Genomic DNA, 17,988 nt, shown 5'->3' with positions numbered 1-17,988 from the left:
AAGATCCGAACGAGAGGCCCCACGGGACCACGGGACCACGGGACCACGGGACCACGGGACTACGGAACGACGACGATTTTCGAGCCGATCGCCGCGAACTTCCACATCGCGTTGCCGTCCGCGCGTGTCATCCGCACGCCCCCGGTCTTCTTCTCGGGGTCGGGGCTCTTCATCGATCCGTTCACCGCGGCGCTGAAACCGATCGAGACCTTCTCGACGGTGGCGAACCGCACCACGTGCTCGATCGGCTGCCCGTCCGAGCCGGGGATCGTCCCTGACCGTGAGGTCACCGAGTACGAGCCGGGCGAGGGGTTCACGGTCGACGGCATGACCTCGAAGGTGCGCGACACCTTGTTCTGCCCGTCGACCAGCCAGACGCGCTTGGCCACAAGCCCGTAGACGACCCGCACACCACTGCCCGAGTTCACGGGCAGAGCCTGCGGATCCACTGTCTTCTGGGGGGACTTCGACGTGGGCGCCGCACTCGGGGTCCCGAGCTTGCCCTTGGCGTCGGAAACGCTCGCCTGCGCCTGATAGGCGAGGAAACAGACGGCGGCCAGAGCGGTCGCCGTGAGCCCGGCCACCAGTCCCGAGCTGCTCCGTGCCACCGTGCGCCACCTCTCGAAGCTCTTCGAATCGAACGTACCCGTGGGCGACGGTAGCAGCCGCCGCACCCCTGAGAGCGGGAGCCGTGCGCCCGGCGCGGGAGCCGTAGGCTGTTTGCGTGCTCCTGCTCGCCGTAGATACCGCCACGCCCGCCGTCACCGCCGCCCTCCACGACGGCGACCGCGTCATCGCCGAGTCCAGCCGCGTCGACGCGCGCCGCCACGGCGAACTCCTGCTGCCCGCCGTCGACCGGGTGCTCGCCGATGCCGGGGTGAAACTCGACGCCGTCACCGGGGTGGTCGTGGGCGTCGGCCCCGGCCCGTACACCGGACTCCGGGTCGGCCTGGTGACGGCCGCGACCTTCGCCTCGGCGCTGGGCGTGCCGGTGTACGGGCTGTGCACGCTGGACGGGCTCGCGTACGCGAGCGGTCTCGACGAGCCCTTCGTGGTGGCGACCGACGCGCGCCGCAAGGAGGTCTACTGGGCGCCCTACGCGTCCGCGCGCGAGCGGGTCGGCGAGCCCGCCGTGGACCGGCCGTCCGAGATCGCCGAGCGGGTCGCGGGTCTGCCGGTCGTCGGAGCGGGGGCGCTGCTCTACCCCGACGCCTTCCCGGACGCGCGCGGCCCCGAGCATGTCCGCGCCGGCGCGCTGGCGTCGCTCGCCGCGGAGAGACTCGCGGCCGGGGCCGTGGCGGCGAGCGCGGTCGTGGACGTGCCGGCCGATGACGTGCCGGCCGTGGCGGATGCCGCTGCCGGTGGTTCCGACGGTGCCCCGACGCCCGGCGATCTCCCGTCCACGACGGGGTTCCTTCCGCCGCTGCCGCTGTACCTGCGCAGGCCGGACGCCCAGGTGCCGAAGAACTACAAGGTGGTCACCCCGAAGTGACGGACGTACAGGATCCCGTCCTGCGCGAGATGCGCTGGTGGGACATCGGGCCCGTGTACGAGCTGGAACGGGATCTCTTCCCCGAGGACGCCTGGTCGCTCGGGATGTTCTGGTCCGATCTCGCCCACGCGCGCGGGCCGCGCGCCACCCGCCGATACGTCGTGGCGGAGGCCGGAGGGACCGGCAGCCCTGACAGCGACGCGAACGACGCGAAACGCGAGAACGACAACGACCAGAACGACAACGACAACGACCAGGGCGACAACGGGAAGACCGGCGGGGGAGCCATCGTCGGATACGCGGGTCTGGCGGCGGCCGGCGGCCTCGGCGACGTGCTGACCATCGCGGTCGCCCGCGAGAAGTGGGGCACAGGTCTCGGCGCGCGCCTCCTCACCGATCTGCTGCGCCACGCCACCGCCTTCGAGTGCGAGGAAGTACTCCTCGAAGTCCGGGTGGACAACACCAGGGCCCAGAAGCTGTACGAGCGCTTCGGCTTCGAGCCCATCGGAATCCGCCGCGGCTACTACCAGCCCGCCAACGTCGACGCGCTCGTCATGCGGCTCCATGTGCAAGGGAATGTTCACTGATGGCTGACGAACCGCTCGTACTCGGTATCGAGACCTCCTGCGACGAGACGGGCGTCGGCGTCGTACGCGGCACGACCCTGCTCGCCGACGCCGTCGCGTCCAGCGTCGACACCCACGCCCGCTTCGGCGGAGTGGTCCCGGAGATCGCCTCCCGCGCGCACCTGGAGGCGATGGTTCCGACGATCGAGCGCGCACTGAAGGAGGCGGGGGTCTCCGCGCGGGACCTCGACGGGATCGCGGTCACGGCCGGGCCCGGCCTCGCGGGCGCGCTGCTGGTGGGGGTGTCGGCGGCCAAGGCGTACGCCTACGCGCTGGGCAAGCCCCTCTACGGAGTGAACCACCTGGCCTCGCACATCTGCGTCGACCAGTTGGAGCACGGCAAGCTGCCCGAGCCCACGATGGCGCTGCTGGTCTCCGGCGGCCACTCCTCGCTGCTGCTCGCGCCCGATATCACCAGCGATGTACGGCCGCTGGGCGCGACGATCGACGACGCGGCGGGCGAGGCGTTCGACAAGATCGCGCGCGTGCTGGATCTGGGCTTCCCCGGCGGACCCGTCATCGACCGGCTGGCGAGGGAGGGCGACCCGGCGGCGATCGCGTTCCCGCGCGGACTGACGGGCTCGCGGGACCCCGCGTACGACTTCTCCTTCTCCGGTCTCAAGACCTCGGTGGCCCGCTGGATCGAGGCCAAGCGGGCGGCGGGGGAGGACGTCCCGGTACGGGATGTGGCGGCCTCCTTCCAGGAGGCGGTGGTCGATGTGCTGACCCGTAAAGCCGTACGGGCCTGTGTGGACGAAGGCGTCGATCATCTGATGATCGGCGGCGGTGTGGCCGCCAACTCCCGGCTGCGGGCGCTGGCCGAGGAGCGCTGCGAGCGCGCGGGCATCCGGCTGCGGGTGCCCCGCCCCGGACTGTGCACCGACAATGGGGCGATGGTGGCGGCACTGGGCGCGGAGATGGTGGCGCGGAACCGGCCCGCATCGGATCTGGAGCTGTCGGCGGACTCCTCGCTGCCGGTGACGGACCCGCATGTGCCGGGCCAGTCCCGTGCCCACGCCCATACGGACTCCCACTCCCACTCCCATGCTCATGCTCACTCTCACGACCATGTGCACGAGGTCAGTAAGGACAACCTGTACTCATGACCGTCGTGGCGTTGATGTGGGAGGCGCGGGCGGTCCAGGGCCGGGGCGCGGAGCTGCTGGAGTGGGCCCGGGCCCAGGAACTGGCCCGTGATCCGCTGCGCCGCGAGTCCTTCCGGGCCGGGCGGGACCGGGTGCTGGTCATCACGTGGTGGCAGATGGCGGACGCGGGTGAGGGCCCGGCCGGGAGCGTCGGCGCGGGTGCGGAGCTTCCGGAACTGCCGGAGCCCGCGGCGGACCTGATCACCAGGCCGGTGCACCGCTGGCGCTTCGAATCGCTGGGAACCGACTGACCGCCGACGTCCGGGGTCGGCGGCGGGTTCCCTGACGGCGCCGGTCGTGCTGCCGGGCGGGGTCGGGGTCGCGGCCGGGGTCGGGGTCGGGGCCGGGGTCGGCCAGGCTCCGGTGGCCGCCGGGAAGAAAACTTCGGAGAATTTCGCGGAAGGTGTCGATCCGGTCGTCTCCCGTTCGACAGAGGGGTGAGAGAGGGCGGCGGGAACGATCCCGCCGCCACGACCACACCGAACGAATCGACCGGTTCGACCGCCGCGATCACAGCAACCGCAGCGAAGGCAGCAACCGCAGCAACCGCAGCGACTGCCGCGACCGCCGCGACCGCCGCGTCGGCCGGTTCGACCGAGGAGTCACCATGCCGCGCTTTCTGACCATGATCCGTATCGATGAGAACAACATCCCCGCCGAAGGTTTCAGCGAGGAGATGGGCGAGCGGATGGGCGCCCTGCTCGAAGAGATCACCAAGGCCGGGGTCATGCTCGACACGGCCGGCCTCACCCCGACCGCCGACGGCACCCGCGTCACCTGGGCCGGCGGCAAGCTGTCGTACACCGACGGGCCGTTCACCGAGAGCAAGGAAGTGATCGGCGGCTACTCGATCACGCAGTGCAAGGACAAGGCCGAGGCGCTGGAATGGGCGAAGCGTTTCCTCCAGGTCCACGACGACCAGTGGACGGTCACCGCCGAGGTGCGCCAGATCTCCGAGGACTGACATGAACTGACCGGTACCGACGGGACTGCCCCGGACCGCTCCGGACTCGCCCCGGACCGCTCCGGACTCGCCCCGGACCGGTCCGGATCCGTCGCGGTTGCCGCCGCTGCCCGGGGCTGTTCTGATGGATTGCCGTGACGACAGTAAGCACGGCGGACACGCCCGCGGGCGCGGTGGAAGCGGCATTCAGGATCGAGCGGGCGCGGATCATCGCCGGTGTCACCAGGATCGTCCGGGATGTGGGCATTGCCGAGGAGATCGCGCAGGACGCCCTGGTCGCCGCGCTGGAGCAGTGGCCGCGATCAGGCGTCCCGGAGAGACCCGGAGCCTGGCTCACGGCGGTCGCCAAGCGCCGCGCCATCGATCTCGTACGCCGCAAGGAGACCTACGCCCGCAAGCTGGCGGAGGTCGGGCGCGCCCTCGAAGACGTCCCGCCGCCCGCCGAACCGGCCCTGCTGACGGACGCCGACGACATCGACGACGACCTTCTGCGGCTGATCTTCACCGCCTGCCATCCGGTGCTGTCGACCGACGCCCGGATCGCGCTCACCCTGCGGCTGCTGGGCGGGCTGACCACGGAGGAGATCGCGCGAGCCTTCCTCGCCACGGAGGCGGCGATCGCCCAGCGCATCGTCCGGGCGAAACGTTCCCTCGCCGCGGCGGGCGTCCCCTTCGAGGTGCCGTACGGACCCGATCGCGCCGCCCGCCTCGGGTCCGTACTGGAAGTCGTCTACCTCGTCTTCAACGAGGGCTACTCCGCCACCAGGGGCGACGACTGGCTCCGCCCCGCCCTCTGCGAGGACGCGCTCCGCCTGAGCCGGGTGCTCGCCGGCCTCATGCCCGGCGAATCCGAAGTCCACGGCCTGAGCGCGCTGCTGGAGATCCAGGCGTCCCGCATCGCCTCCCGCACCGCTCCGGACGGCGCACCCGTCCTCCTCGCCGACCAGAACCGCACCCGCTGGAACAAACTCCTCATTCAGCGGGGTTTCACGGCTCTCGCCCGCGCCAACGCGCTGGGCGGCCCGCCGGGGCCGTACGTCCTCCAGGCGGCGATCGCCGCCTGCCACGCCCGAGCCGTCCGCTACGAGGACACCGACTGGCGGATCATCGCCACCTTGTACGACCGGCTCACGTCCATCGTCCCGTCCCCGGTCATCGAACTGAACCGTGCCGTCGCCGTCTCCATGGCATACGGCCCCGAGTCGGCCCTTCCCCTGGTGGACGCGGTCGCGTCGGCCCCCGCACTGAAGGAGTACCACCTCCTGCCGAGCGTTCGCGGAGACCTGCTCGCCCGCCTCGGCCGCACGGCGGAGGCCCGCCGGGAGTTCGAACGGGCGGCCGAGCTGACCCGGAACGAGAGGGAGCGCGAGTTGTTGCGGGCACGCGCGGGGGGAGTCGGCGGGGGGACGGACGGCTGACTGAGGGGTACGGGTACGGGGCCGCACCCGGACCGGGAGACCGGGACCGGGACAGGGTCCAGGGTTGGGCCCAGGATCCGAATCAGGGCCGGAGCCGGGGCCGGGCGCAGGATCCGGACCGGGAAATTCCGAACCAGGAAGTTCCGGACCGGAAAGCGAAGGAGGAGCGGCATCCGGACCGTGCACAGACCGGACCGGGTTCGCGACCTGTCCCAACCCGGACCCACGGCGGCTGGGCCGACGGTTCATGGACGGTTCATGGACGGCTGGGGCGGCCAGGCCGAGGCGGGCGGTGAGGGCGCGGTGATAGCGCGGCGTTCGGCGGGACGGACTGGTACCACGTCGGCGCTCGATAGTCTCGCGCCATGCCCCCCGCGCTCCCCCCACCCCCACCATGTGAGCGGATGCGGTCCCGCCAGGACCGCGACGCCCTGTTCGCGGACCGGACCGCGGCCCTGACCGAATTGACGCGCCAATCCGTCGGCCCGGCCAGGCTGGCGCTCTTCCTGCTGGTGGTGGCGGGGAGCGAACTGGGCTGGGCGCTGGTCAGCACGGCGCTGATCTCCCTCGAAGACACCGTGGACGCGTTCACTCTGGTCTTCTCCGCCGCCTTCTGCGTCCTGGCTCTCCCGGTTCTGGTGCCGTCCGGCATCGCCCTGGTCATCGGGGTCCGCCGCGACCGGGCCGTACGCGATCTGCTCCGCCAGTGGGGGGATCTGGACCGCGACCCGGTCGGTGACACCCGCTTCCAGTGGCCCGGTATGACCTCGGCCTGGCTGCTTCTGTCCCTCGCGCTCACCACGACGGGCCTCTGGCTCACCGTCACCGCGCTCACGAGCCCCGCGCCCGTCGGCGGCACGACCACCAGCCTCACCACCTTCCTGGTGGGCACGGGCGTTCTCCTCTGCGCGGCGGGGGTCCTGGGCCTGACGAAGACCATCGCCCACCATCGCTGGGCCGCCGGCCTCCTCACCGCGGTCCCGTCCCGCGAACGCGGAGGAGCACACCGCTGACCGGAGAGGCTTGCCGGTGAACCCGCGGCGTCCGCGCCTCCGATCCGCCTCCGATCCGCCTCCGGTCATGTCCGGCCCGCGTCCGGTCCATGTCCGGCCCGAGCGCGGCCGTGCGACGAGCCGCGTCAGCGGTCCGCCGGTGAGTACGCCTTCGGGCCGCGGGGGCACATCAGGGCGACTCCGTTCGCACGGGCCCGCCGATCAGCATGGTGGGCGCTCCCGCCACCCTCGTCAGGAACACCGTCGCGGCGTTCGGCCCCTGTGGCTTCACCCTGCGCCGCAGTTCCTCGGGCTCCACCGCCGAGCCCCGCTTCTTCACCGTCAGCACACCGATCTCACGCTCGCGCACCAGGGCTTTCAGCTTCTTGAGGCTGAAGGGGAGTTCGTCGGTGATCTCGTACGCGGTGGCGTACGGAACCGCCCGCAGAACGTCCGAGGCGATGTAGGCGATCGTCTCGTCGATCAGACCGCCGTCCACCTCGGCGGCGACCTCGGCGACCAGATGCGCGCGGATCGCCGCCCCGTCCGGCTCGTAGAGAAAGCGGCCGACGGGACGGACCGCGGGGTTCGGGAGGCCACGGCCGGTCAGCGTGTACGGCCCCGGCAGCAGGGTCGCGGCGATCCCACCCGGTACCGTGCCGGTGCGCGTGTCCGGTGCCGTGCCGAACCAGAGGACCGCCTCCTTCACATCGCCTTCGTACGAGATCCACTCCGCCGAGGCGTCGGCGGGAACCAGCTCGTGCGGGACACCGGGCGCGATCTTGAGGGCCGCGTGCGGACGGGTGCGGGCCGCGGCGATCGCCCAGGACAGCGGCGGTGAGTACGCCTCCGGGTCGAAGACCCGGCCACGGCCGCCCCGGCGGGCCGGGTCCACGAAGACGGCGTCGTACGCCGAGGTGTCGGTCGCCATGACATCCGCGCACCGGACCTCGATCAGGTCGGCGAGCCCGAGGGCCTCGGCGTTCGCGCGGACGACGGAGGCGGTCAGCGGGTCCCGGTCGACGGCCAGCACCCGGATGCCGGCGCGTGCCAGGGCGATCGCGTCGCCGCCGACGCCGCTGCACAGATCCGCCGCGCTGCGCACCCCGAGGGCGGCGAAGCGGGCGGCCCGGTACTCGGCGACCGGTTTACGGGTCGCCTGCTCGACACCGTTCGGCGTGAAGTACATGCGGTACGCGTCGTGCTCGCCGAACTTCGCCACCGCGCGTTGCCTCAGCCGCGCCTGGCCGAGTGCCGCCGAGACCAGTTCGGCGGGGTGATCGCGGCGGAGGCGGGTGGCGATCGCCAACTCCTGGGAGTGGTCGTGGTCCCGGACTTCGGCGAGCAGGGCCTGGCCCTCGTCGGTGAGGAGGGCGGAGAGGTCGTTCACCCGGTCCATTGTCCATTGTGGGCCAGGTGCCGTCTCCGCTGTGGACCAGGAGGGTCACTCTCCACCGGTGGCCGCGGTGTCGGCCGGGTCCGGCTGATCCGCGCTGACAGGATCCAGCGCCATGCAGCTAGTCAGACAAGCGGGAAAAGCGACGGCCGAGGGCCGGGGTGCCGGGCAGGCAGCCGGTCCGGCGGTCTGTTCGGCAGCCGGACCGGCAGCCGGTCCTGGGGTCGGTTCGGGGGTCGGTTCGGCAGGCGGCCCGGCGAACGAGCGGGACCCTCGGCACACGGTCGGCCACCCTGTCCCCCGGCCACGCGGCCGGCCGACCGGTGCGCGGGCCGCCCGTGGCCGATCGTGCCGCCGCGCCGTCGCGGCAGCCCTTCTCCTGGGCCTCTTCGGCACCGGTTGCGGTGTCATCACCCAGGAAGACAGCGACAGGGTGAAGTCGCTGCCCGGCCAGGAGGTGGAGGCCGATCAGATCGAGGAGGCGGAGAAGGCGGCACAGCAGGCGGGCCCCGCCGGGTCGCTCGCCGCGTATGTGGAGAGGGTCAAACGCCTACAGGCCCAACGTGCCGTCGCGGCGAGAAAGTGGGGGCTGACCAAGACCCCGCTGCCCGCGCCCCAGCCGCCCGCCATCAAACCGACGATCACCACCCGCAAGGGCTTCGAGGTGGCGGATGGCGAGTCCTTGCCACCGGTCTTCACAACGGTGCCGGTGAAGGAGAAGATCGTCTTCCTGACGATCGACGACGGCGCGGAGAAGGATCCCGAGTTCCTCCGGATGATGACGGAGCTCCAGATCCCGTACAGCGCCTTCCTCAGCGACTATGTGATCAACGACAACTACGGCTACTTCCGGCAGATGCGTGACCGAGGCGTCTCCCTGCAGAACCACACCCTCAACCACCGCTATATGCCCGGCCTCTCCTACGACGAGCAGAAGAAGGAGATCTGCGGCCAGCAGGACATCCTGGAGAAGCAGTTCGGCAAGCGACCCCCGCTCTTCCGCCCGCCGTACGGCAACTACAACCGGGAAACCCTGCACGCTGCCCAGTCATGCGGTGTCAAGGCGGTGCCGATCTGGGCCGCCGAGGCGTTCCCCGACCGTATGGAGTGGCGGGAAACGGACCGGGACCTGCATCCCGGCGACATCATCCTCACGCACTTCCGGGGCCGCGGCGCCTGGAAGGGCTCCATGGCCGACATGGTCCGCCAGGTCATGAAGACCGTGACGGACAAGGGGTACGCCGTGGCACGGCTTGAGGACTACGTATGACCTCGCCGCGCCGGAGACCGACGGGCCGGAGACCGACGGGCCGCGACGGGCGGGCCGCGACGGGCGGGCCGCGACCGGTGGGCCGAGCGCACGCGCTGGAGACCGCCGACTCGGCGGATGCCGGCGCACCGGGGGCGGGCGGGTCGGCGGTGTCTGAGCCGATGGTTTGCAAACCGACGGTATGTGAGTCGGCGGTCGGCGCCCCGGAGCGCCGTGTTCCGGGGCCTCGCCTTCCGGAGCGTTGCGCGGCCATGTGTCCCGCTCCGGAGTATCCCGCTCCGGAACGCCCGGTTCCGGAGCGTCGCGCATGAGCCGTGTCCGTCGGCTTCCGGCCGCGCTGGCGGGGCCGTTCGCGGTCGTGCTCGGCGCGCTGCTCGCCTCCACCGCATGCGCGCCGCCGTCCATGGACCCCACCGTGTCCGTGGATCCCATCGAACGGCTCGGCCGCAAGGCGGTCCACCCCGACGCCCCCGCGTCCGTGGCCCGGATCCGGCGGAGCCCCGCGCCGGGGGCGAGTGACTCCGCAGGGCGGGATGCCGGGCAGCACGAGGAACCGGCTGCCGGGCGGGATGCCCAGCCGAGGGCTCCTGGGGCCCGCCCCGCCTCGGCGGGCGACGGCCCCGAGGCCCCGAAGGGTCTCCCCGAGACGGCCCGAGCCCAGCCCGGTTCCGGGGCCGGGGCTTCGGGCGCTCGCCGCGCGCCCCGGAGAGCGCGCCACAAAGCGCCCGCGCCACGCGTCCGCACGCGGCCCGCGCCCGCCCCGGCCCCCACCCCGCGTACGCCCGGACTTCACCCGCCCGCGTTCACCGAATCGACGACGCGCCTGCTGACCCGCCTCCACCGCTTCCGTACGCCTGCCCCCGCTCCTTCACACCCGAAAGCTCCCCCGCGCACCCGCGTGGACACAGAGAACCGGAACGGCGACACAGGCCCGAGCGCCCGCCGGGGCGGCGCATGAGCCGCCTCATAAGTCGCCTCACAAGCCGGCTCACAAGCCGGCTCATGCGCCGTGGCGAGCCGTAGAGCCCCCCCGGCCGGACCTCCAGACCACAGGGACCCCTGAACCATGGAAACCCCATGTCAGCCGAGGCGGAGCCCGGACGTCGCCCACCCCGGCACGGTCAACCCACCTCATCCCGGCCGACCCGCCCCCGGCCGGGTCGCCCGCCCACGGATCGTCGCCACGCCGGACGCCCCGGCAGTTCTCCGCCCCGTCTCGCCCCCGTCTCACCCCCGCCTTCTCCCGGCCCTGTCCCGGCCTGCTTCCGCACCCCTTCCGGCCCCCGCCGGACCCTCGCCACGCCCGCCGCATTGGCACTCCGCTTGACCGAGTGCTAATCGCGGTCATAGTCTCGCCTCTGGCACTCCCCACCGGAGAGTGCCAACACAGCGACGGGCAGGTCCGGCACCCGCGACGACGGATCCACCTGGTCGCCACCTCAGACAGTTAACCCCGTGAGATCTCCGAAGGGGGAGGTCGGATCGTGACGACCGCCAGCTCCAAGGTTGCCATCAAGCCGCTTGAGGACCGCATCGTGGTCCAGCCGCTCGACGCCGAGCAGACCACGGCCTCCGGCCTGGTCATCCCGGACACTGCGAAGGAGAAGCCCCAGGAGGGCGTCGTCCTCGCCGTCGGTCCGGGTCGCTTCGAGAACGGCGAGCGCCTGCCGCTCGACGTGAAGACCGGCGACGTCGTGCTCTACAGCAAGTACGGCGGCACCGAGGTCAAGTACAACGGCGAGGAGTACCTCGTCCTCTCGGCCCGCGACGTGCTCGCGATCGTCGAGAAGTAGTCGAAGGGGAAGCACGGGTTTCCCGGGGCTCGCTCCGGACGACCCGCGCTCTTCGTACTCCGTTTTGTCTTGAACCGCGCCCCTGGCCCCCGCTGACTCTCATAACCGGGCGCTGGGGGCGCGGTTCGTATCAGAAGAGGACAGAGAAGCTCTCATGGCGAAGATTCTGAAGTTCGACGAGGACGCCCGTCGCGCCCTCGAGCGCGGCGTCAACAAGCTTGCCGACACGGTCAAGGTGACGATCGGCCCCCGCGGCCGCAATGTCGTCATCGACAAGAAGTTCGGCGCTCCCACCATCACCAACGACGGTGTCACGATCGCCCGCGAGGTCGAACTCGACGACCCGTACGAGAACCTCGGCGCCCAGCTGGTGAAGGAGGTGGCGACCAAGACCAACGACATCGCGGGTGACGGCACCACCACCGCCACCGTGCTGGCCCAGGCGCTGGTCCGCGAGGGTCTGCGCAACGTCGCAGCAGGCGCCTCCCCGGCCGCCCTGAAGAAGGGCATCGACTCCGCCGTCAAGGCCGTCTCCGACGAGCTGCTCGCGACCGCGCGTCCCATCGAGGACAAGGCCGACATCGCCGCCGTCGCCGCGCTCTCCGCTCAGGACCAGCAGGTCGGTGAGCTGATCGGCGAGGCCATGGACAAGGTCGGCAAGGACGGTGTCATCACCGTCGAGGAGTCCAACACCTTCGGTCTGGAGCTGGACTTCACCGAGGGCATGGCCTTCGACAAGGGCTACCTCTCCCCGTACATGGTGACCGACCAGGAGCGTATGGAGGCCGTCCTCGACGACCCGTACATCCTGATCAACCAGGGCAAGATCTCCTCCATCCAGGACCTCCTGCCGCTGCTGGAGAAGGTCATCCAGTCGGGTGGCTCCAAGCCGCTGCTGATCATCGCCGAGGACGTCGAGGGCGAGGCCCTGTCGACGCTCGTCGTCAACAAGATCCGCGGCACGTTCAACGCCGTGGCCGTCAAGGCCCCCGGATTCGGCGACCGCCGCAAGGCGATGCTCCAGGACATGGCCACCCTCACCGGTGCCACCGTCATCGCCGAGGAGGTCGGCCTCAAGCTCGACCAGGCCGGTCTGGACGTGCTGGGCACCGCCCGTCGCGTGACCATCACCAAGGACGACACCGTCATCGTCGACGGCGGCGGCGACTCCGCCGACGTCGCGGGGCGTGTCAACCAGATCAAGGCCGAGATCGAGGCCACGGACTCCGACTGGGACCGCGAGAAGCTCCAGGAGCGCCTCGCGAAGCTGGCCGGCGGCGTGTGCGTGATCAAGGTCGGCGCCGCCACCGAGGTGGAGCTCAAGGAGAAGAAGCACCGTCTGGAGGACGCCATCTCCGCGACCCGCGCCGCGGTCGAGGAGGGCATCGTCTCCGGTGGTGGCTCCGCGCTCGTCCACGCCGTCAAGGTGCTGGACGGCAACCTCGGCAAGGAGGGCGACGAGGCCACCGGTGTCGCCGTCGTCCGCCGCGCCGCCGTCGAGCCGCTGCGCTGGATCGCCGAGAACGCCGGCCTCGAGGGCTACGTCATCACCTCCAAGGTGGCGGAGCTGGACAAGGGCCAGGGCTTCAACGCCGCGACCGGCGAGTACGGCGACCTGGTGAAGGCCGGTGTCATCGACCCGGTCAAGGTCACCCGCTCCGCGCTGGAGAACGCCGCGTCCATCGCCTCCCTGCTGCTCACGACCGAGACCCTGGTCGTCGAGAAGCCGGCCGAGGAAGAGGCCGACGCGGGCCACGGCCACGGTCACGCCCACTGACCCGGTACGCCAACGGCTGAGCCCGGTGCCCCCGTCGCGGGGGCACCGGGCTCGCTGTCTTCGAGACCCCCGCCCGCGGGCCCGCGCTGCTTCCACACCGCGCCGACGCCTCCGAACCGGCGGCTCACGCCCCTCGCACCGGACCCCGCCCGCCGGGCCGGCGTCATCGACCCGGGGCGCGGACCTGCCAGAGGCTCACCGCGGGCTCACCGCGGGCCGTACTTGCGCCCTGTGCTCGAGGTGACTCCGCCCAGCACTCCGCGCGGCGCCAGCTTCGCCATCCCCAGCAGCGCCTTGTAGCGGGCGTCCGGGATGGAGACCTGCTTCCCACGCGCCAGGTCCGTCAGCGCGGCCTCCACCACCTTGTCCGCGTCGAGCCACATCCAGCCCGGGATCTTGTCCGTCCCGATCCCGGCCCGCCGGTGGAACTCGGTGCGTACGAATCCGGGGCACAGGGCCATCAGCCGCACGCCCGACCCCGCCAGGTCCCGTGCGACGCCCTGGGTGAACTGCACCACCCACGCCTTGGACGCCCCGTAGGTGCCGCGAGGGAGGAAGGCCGCCGCCGACGCCACATTGACCACGCCACCCCGGCCGCGTTCGCGCATCGGCTCCGCCGCAGCCGCGGTGAGCCGCAGCACGGCCTCGCAGTGGACCTTCAGCATCATCAGCTCATCGGCCATGGACACCTCCAGGAAGTGCCCCTTGTTGCCGAAGCCCGCGTTGTTGACCAGCAGATCCACCGGATGCCTGCGGTCCGCGAGCCGTCGTTCGACCGCCGCGATCCCGTTGTCCCGCGACAGATCGGCGGTCAGCACCTCCGCCTCGATGCCGTGCCGGTCGTGGAGTTCGGTGGCCTGCTCCTGCAGCCGCTTGGTGTCGCGGGCCACCAGGACCAGGTTGCGTCCATCGGCGGCGAGCCGCCGCGCGAACGCGGCACCGATGCCCGCGGTCGCTCCCGTAATCAGTGCAGTCGTCATAGGCGGCACGTTAGTGCCCCGCGCGTGCCCCGCGTACGACTCCGGCGTACGCGGGCCGCCCGCCCGCCGCCCCGTACCGAACGGCCCCATCCCCCCAGGGGGACCGGTCGCCCACCGCGAGACCTACAGCGGGAGGCGGCGGTCCCCGTGCTTCCGCAGGTAGTCGTGCGCCTTCGCCGCCAGCAGGGGGTGCAGCGCGTCGCCCGCCGCGAGCACCGACGGCAGCAGTTCCCGCTGGGTGCTGGCGGCGCGGAACGCCATGGAGACCGTCACCTCGTGGTCCGGCCGGTGCACGATCTCGATCGGGTCGCCCGCGCGGATCTCACCGGGCTCGACGACCCTGAAGTACGCGCCGGGCTCGGCCTGCTGGGTGAAGCGCTTGACCCAGCCCTTCTCACCCAGCCAGCCCGCGAACGTACGGCACGGAACGCGGCCGTTCGTCACCTCCAGCACCAGCTCCCCGCCGATGCGCCAGCGCTCGCCGATCCTGGCCCCGCTCACATCGACGCCGACCGTGGTGAGGTTCTCACCGAAGGTGCCGTTGGGGATGGGGCGGCCCAGTTCGAGCTGCCAGAAGTCGAGATCCTCCCGCGCGAACGCGTACACGGCCTGGTGGGTACCGCCGTGATAGCGGAGATCGCAGATGCTGTCCCCCGCGACCCCGCTGCCGCCCTCTCCCTCCGGACCGGGGTCCGTCACCCGAACGGGCCCGTCCGTCGGCCGCTTGTCGATCCCCGTGAGCCCGCCCGGCGTAGCCGAGTAGTCCACGACCTTGGGACGGCCCACATTCACGGTCAGAAGCTTCATGCCCCCACGCTAAACCGCACCCCTCAAAGAAACCAGCGAGTAATTCGCTTCACCCCCAAGGAACTCTTATCATCGAAGGGTGATAGAGGCCCGTCATCTCCGAGTCCTGCGCGCGGTCGCCGCCAGCGGTTCGTTCTCCGCCGCGGCACGCGCCCTGGGCTGCACACAGCCGGCCGTCAGTCAGCAGATGAAGGCGCTGGAGGCGTCCGCGGGCACCCCGCTGCTGATCCGCACGGGCCGCGAGATGCGGCTCACCCAGGCCGGGGAGGCCCTCGTCCGCCATGCCTCCGGCATCCTCGCCGGTCTGACCGCGGCCGAGGAGGAGATCGCCGCCATCGCCGGTCTGAGAGCCGGCCGGGTCCGCCTGGTCTCGTTCCCCAGCGGCAGCTCCACCCTGGTCCCCACCGCCCTGGCGGCACTCCGGGCCGCCCACCCCGGCACACGGGTCTCCCTCGTGGAGGCGGAACCGCCGCGCTCGGTGGAGATGCTGCGCGACGGCGACTGCGATGTGGCCCTCGCCTTCCGCTACGGCGGCACCGCCGAACGGGAAGCGGAATGGGACGGCCTGATCGTCCGCCCGGTGCTCGACGACCGGCTCGTCGGCCTGCTCCCCGAGGCCCACCCGCTCGCCGAGTCCGGCTCCGTCGCCATCGCCGATCTCGCCGACGACCCCTGGATCGCCGGCTGCCCCCGCTGCCGCCGCCAACTCGTCGAGGTCTGCGAAGAGGCCGGATTCACCCCGCGCATCGACTTCGCCACGGACGACTACCCCGCGGTCATCGGCCTGGTCGGAGCGGGCCTGGGCGTGGCGGTCCTGCCGGAACTCGCGCTGGAGTCGGTACGCCTCAACGGCACCCGTACGGTCACGGTGGCCCCCCGCGTGGCCCGCGAGATCGTCGCCCTGACCCTCCCCGACCTCGCCCAGGTCCCCGCGGTGTCGGCCACCCTCCACCACCTGACCCTCGCGGCCTCCCGCTCCACCCCGTCCCCCGCGTGACCTCGGCACCGCAGTCCAGCGAAGTCCGCTCCTGCCCTGCCCTGCCCTGCCGCCGCGGGCGGGCCGCCCCCGACCCTCGTGGTTCCGTACGGACGGTCCCGTGAGCGCCGAAGCCAAGGCAGCCGCACCCGTCATGTCGCGGCCCGCCGGAGCGGGCGGTGCCGGGGTTTCCCGCAGGGGCGCGGCCTCGGCTGGAGTGGCCGCGTTCGCCGGAGCGCGTGCTCCGGCGCGTTGTCGCCTGTGAACCGTTGCCTGTGAGTCGACGCCTGTGAGTCGACCCCTGTGACCGTACGGAGCCCGTGAGCCCGTGAGCGCGGGAGCCCGCAGGGGCCGGGGCGGCCGCACCCGTCCGCCGCGGCCCGCCGACGCGGTGCCGCGGACTCCCGCAGGGAGCACCACGGCGGCCGCACCCACGAGCCCCCGCCCCCTTTCCGTCTCGCCGACGTGTGAGGCGCGGGGCCCGAGCCTCGGCGAGGACCCGCACAGACGGCCCGCCCCGCGCCACGAGACCCCGCCCCCGTTCCCGCCCCGGCGGAAACGCGCACGCCTGCGGGACGCCCCCGTTCCCGCCCCCGGCGGAAACGCGCACGCCTCACCGACGCGGAACCGCACCCCGCGGCCCGCGCCCGCCTACACGCCCAGGACCTCGAAGAATCGTTTCTGCGATGGTCGGGCGGATGACGGACTCAGCCGCGCCCCGCTCCCGGCGCTCCGCTCGTCGCCGGGATCAACCGGTGCCGCGCGCGCCCCATCAGCTCTTCGCGTTCGTCCTCCGTCAGTCCGCCCCACACGCCGTACGGCTCCCGCACCGCCAGTGCGTGCGCCGCGCATTCCGCGCGTACCGGGCACCTCATGCAAACCTCTTTCGCCGAGTTCTCGCGCGCACTCCGTGCGGCCCCCCGCTCACCTTCAGGGTGGAAGAAGAGTGAACTGTCCACCCCGCGGCAGGCCGCGAGGAGCTGCCAGTCCCACAAGTCGGCGTTGGGTCCGGGAAGGCGGGAGAAATCTGCCATAGCGCTTGCCCCTTGAAACCGTGCTGAGTGGATTCGGTCAGGTTGGCGCGTGAGGGATGCGAGCCGCATCCAGCACCCGCACCATGCCTCACGACCGTACATCGACTATGTAAGTAGATGTAAATATGATTCATTGTGAAATCTAGCCGCAGACACTACTCAAAGTGAAGAAATGCGTCCAAATGGGGCATAGCTTCTGGGTGACAAGCCTCTGACCTGCACCGCTCCCGCGCGACTCCCCTCCGTACACGCCGTTTCGCGTGGAGTGTTGAAGAGAGCCAGGGAACCCGTAACTCTTTCGAGTGACCGTCGTTGGTAGGTCGGAGGCGGTTGAAGGAACGAGTGCTCGGGCACATGTCCGAGTGCGTTCAACCGCACAGGTGACGAAACGTACCCAGCCTGGAGGCACAAGGTGACGCGCATCAGCTGCGGAGGGCGGCCATGACATCCGTCCTCGTCTGCGACGACTCCCCGCTTGCCCGAGAGGCGCTCCGCCGCGCGGTCGCGACCGTGCCCGGCGTCGAGCGCGTGACGACCGCGGCCAACGGCGAGGAAGTCCTCCGCCGCTGGGGCGCGGACCGCTCGGACCTGATTCTGATGGATGTACGCATGCCCGGCTTGGGCGGCGTCGAGACAGTGCGGCGGCTGCTCTCCGCCGATCCGGGCGCCCGGATCATCATGCTCACCGTCGCCGAGGATCTCGACGGCGTCGCGCTCGCGGTCGCCGCGGGAGCCCGGGGCTATCTCCACAAGGACGCCTCACGCGCCGAGCTGCGCGCGACGGTCACCCAGGCGCTCGCCGACCCGACCTGGCGGCTCGCCCCCAGGAGGCTGCGCTCGGCCGAGATGGGCGCGGCTCCCACGCTCACCGCGCGGGAGATCCAGGTGCTGGAGGGCATGAGCCACGGCCGCTCCAACGCCGAGATCGGCCGTGAGCTGTTCCTCTCCGAGGACACGGTCAAGACCCACGCCCGCAGGCTGTTCAAGAAGCTGGGAGCCTCGGACCGGGCGCACGCCGTCGCGCTCGGATTCCGCTGGGGCCTGGTCCGCTAGGACGCGTCGCGAAAGTCCCGCCTGGCCTGCGACGCCCGGCACGGCGCTTGGCCGCGTTGTGGGAATCGCCCGAGTACGTCTGGTACGAGGGCGACCCTCCGCCTCGCGCCGCGCCGCACCGGTCGCCGCAGGCCCATCGGCAAATCTCTCCGGTCACACCACCAGGGTCTGTCGTTCGGATCAGCCCGGTTCAGGGAGCGGGGTCCCCCCCGGACGGAGTCTGGGGGAGAACCGAGCCAATGAAGAAGACGGGCCCTCGGGCGCC

At 71.5% G+C, this 17,988-nt stretch carries 18 protein-coding genes; 13 read left to right on the top strand and 5 right to left on the bottom strand.

What is annotated here, in order from left to right; translation table 11 throughout:
- Positions 1 to 59: 59 nt before the first annotated feature.
- Positions 60 to 608 (bottom strand): hypothetical protein, encoded by a 549-nt coding sequence (locus tag ACWEFL_RS12775; RefSeq protein ID WP_451710960.1) that lies wholly within the window; start codon positions 606 to 608, stop codon positions 60 to 62.
- A 116-nt stretch (positions 609 to 724) separates the two neighbouring features.
- On the opposite strand from ACWEFL_RS12775, the gene tsaB reads away from it, so the two are divergent.
- From tsaB to ACWEFL_RS12740, 7 genes are all read left to right on the top strand, one after another.
- On the top strand, positions 725 to 1,492 hold the full coding sequence (gene tsaB / locus ACWEFL_RS12770; RefSeq protein WP_451710958.1) for a tRNA (adenosine(37)-N6)-threonylcarbamoyltransferase complex dimerization subunit type 1 TsaB: 768 nt from the start codon (positions 725 to 727) through the stop codon (positions 1,490 to 1,492).
- A 29-nt stretch (positions 1,493 to 1,521) separates the two neighbouring features.
- Positions 1,522 to 2,079, top strand: a complete 558-nt coding sequence (rimI, locus tag ACWEFL_RS12765) for a ribosomal protein S18-alanine N-acetyltransferase (RefSeq protein WP_451711201.1) — start codon at positions 1,522 to 1,524, stop codon at positions 2,077 to 2,079.
- Positions 2,079 to 3,224 (top strand): tRNA (adenosine(37)-N6)-threonylcarbamoyltransferase complex transferase subunit TsaD, encoded by a 1,146-nt coding sequence (gene tsaD / locus ACWEFL_RS12760; protein ID WP_451710956.1) that lies wholly within the window; start codon positions 2,079 to 2,081, stop codon positions 3,222 to 3,224. The genes rimI and tsaD overlap by 1 nt, the downstream gene beginning before the upstream one ends.
- Positions 3,221 to 3,514 (top strand): hypothetical protein, encoded by a 294-nt coding sequence (locus tag ACWEFL_RS12755; RefSeq protein ID WP_451710955.1) that lies wholly within the window; start codon positions 3,221 to 3,223, stop codon positions 3,512 to 3,514. Before tsaD ends, ACWEFL_RS12755 begins: the two co-directional genes overlap by 4 nt.
- A 356-nt stretch (positions 3,515 to 3,870) precedes the next feature.
- Positions 3,871 to 4,227 carry a YciI family protein gene (locus tag ACWEFL_RS12750; RefSeq protein ID WP_451710953.1) on the top strand — a complete coding sequence of 119 codons (357 nt, stop codon included), beginning with the start codon at positions 3,871 to 3,873 and terminating at the stop codon, positions 4,225 to 4,227.
- Between the two features lie 134 nt (positions 4,228 to 4,361).
- Positions 4,362 to 5,645 (top strand): RNA polymerase sigma factor, encoded by a 1,284-nt coding sequence (locus ACWEFL_RS12745; RefSeq protein WP_451710952.1) that lies wholly within the window; start codon positions 4,362 to 4,364, stop codon positions 5,643 to 5,645.
- A gap of 404 nt (positions 5,646 to 6,049) precedes the next feature.
- Positions 6,050 to 6,658: a hypothetical protein gene (locus ACWEFL_RS12740; RefSeq protein ID WP_451710950.1), complete on the top strand. Its 609-nt coding sequence runs from the start codon at positions 6,050 to 6,052 to the stop codon at positions 6,656 to 6,658.
- A gap of 169 nt (positions 6,659 to 6,827) precedes the next feature.
- Here ACWEFL_RS12740 and ACWEFL_RS12735 read toward each other — a convergent pair whose 3' ends face one another.
- A complete protein-coding gene (locus tag ACWEFL_RS12735; RefSeq protein WP_451710948.1) occupies positions 6,828 to 8,036 on the bottom strand; it encodes a THUMP-like domain-containing protein in 1,209 nt (402 codons plus the stop codon).
- Between the two features lie 439 nt (positions 8,037 to 8,475).
- On the opposite strand from ACWEFL_RS12735, the gene ACWEFL_RS12730 reads away from it, so the two are divergent.
- From ACWEFL_RS12730 to groL, 4 genes are all read left to right on the top strand, one after another.
- On the top strand, positions 8,476 to 9,303 hold the full coding sequence (locus tag ACWEFL_RS12730) for a polysaccharide deacetylase family protein (protein WP_451711199.1): 828 nt from the start codon (positions 8,476 to 8,478) through the stop codon (positions 9,301 to 9,303).
- Between the two features lie 307 nt (positions 9,304 to 9,610).
- Complete coding sequence (locus ACWEFL_RS12725) at positions 9,611 to 10,261, top strand: hypothetical protein (protein ID WP_451710946.1); 651 nt, start codon at positions 9,611 to 9,613, stop codon at positions 10,259 to 10,261.
- Between the two features lie 526 nt (positions 10,262 to 10,787).
- Complete coding sequence (gene groES, locus ACWEFL_RS12720; protein WP_266486653.1) at positions 10,788 to 11,096, top strand: co-chaperone GroES; 309 nt, start codon at positions 10,788 to 10,790, stop codon at positions 11,094 to 11,096.
- Positions 11,097 to 11,250: 154 nt separating this feature from the next.
- On the top strand, positions 11,251 to 12,873 hold the full coding sequence (groL, locus tag ACWEFL_RS12715; protein ID WP_451710944.1) for a chaperonin GroEL: 1,623 nt from the start codon (positions 11,251 to 11,253) through the stop codon (positions 12,871 to 12,873).
- A 206-nt stretch (positions 12,874 to 13,079) separates the two neighbouring features.
- Here the strand turns inward: groL and ACWEFL_RS12710 are convergent, their stop codons facing one another.
- Positions 13,080 to 13,853: an SDR family NAD(P)-dependent oxidoreductase gene (locus ACWEFL_RS12710; protein ID WP_451710942.1), complete on the bottom strand. Its 774-nt coding sequence runs from the start codon at positions 13,851 to 13,853 to the stop codon at positions 13,080 to 13,082.
- A gap of 123 nt (positions 13,854 to 13,976) precedes the next feature.
- On the bottom strand, positions 13,977 to 14,660 hold the full coding sequence (locus ACWEFL_RS12705; RefSeq protein ID WP_451710940.1) for an MOSC domain-containing protein: 684 nt from the start codon (positions 14,658 to 14,660) through the stop codon (positions 13,977 to 13,979).
- Positions 14,661 to 14,739: 79 nt separating this feature from the next.
- On the opposite strand from ACWEFL_RS12705, the gene ACWEFL_RS12700 reads away from it, so the two are divergent.
- Positions 14,740 to 15,657: a LysR family transcriptional regulator gene (locus ACWEFL_RS12700; protein WP_451710938.1), complete on the top strand. Its 918-nt coding sequence runs from the start codon at positions 14,740 to 14,742 to the stop codon at positions 15,655 to 15,657.
- 686 nt (positions 15,658 to 16,343) lie between these two features.
- Here ACWEFL_RS12700 and ACWEFL_RS12695 read toward each other — a convergent pair.
- Positions 16,344 to 16,670 carry a WhiB family transcriptional regulator gene (locus ACWEFL_RS12695; protein WP_451710936.1) on the bottom strand — a complete coding sequence of 109 codons (327 nt, stop codon included), beginning with the start codon at positions 16,668 to 16,670 and terminating at the stop codon, positions 16,344 to 16,346.
- 441 nt (positions 16,671 to 17,111) lie between these two features.
- Here ACWEFL_RS12695 and ACWEFL_RS12690 point away from each other — a divergent pair, with 441 nt between their 5' ends.
- Positions 17,112 to 17,723, top strand: a complete 612-nt coding sequence (locus tag ACWEFL_RS12690) for a response regulator transcription factor (protein WP_003948568.1) — start codon at positions 17,112 to 17,114, stop codon at positions 17,721 to 17,723.
- Positions 17,724 to 17,988: the final 265 nt, after the last annotated feature.

This window comes from Streptomyces sp. NPDC004838 (genome assembly GCF_053600955.1).
This window is presented reverse-complemented; position numbering and strand designations above follow the sequence as displayed.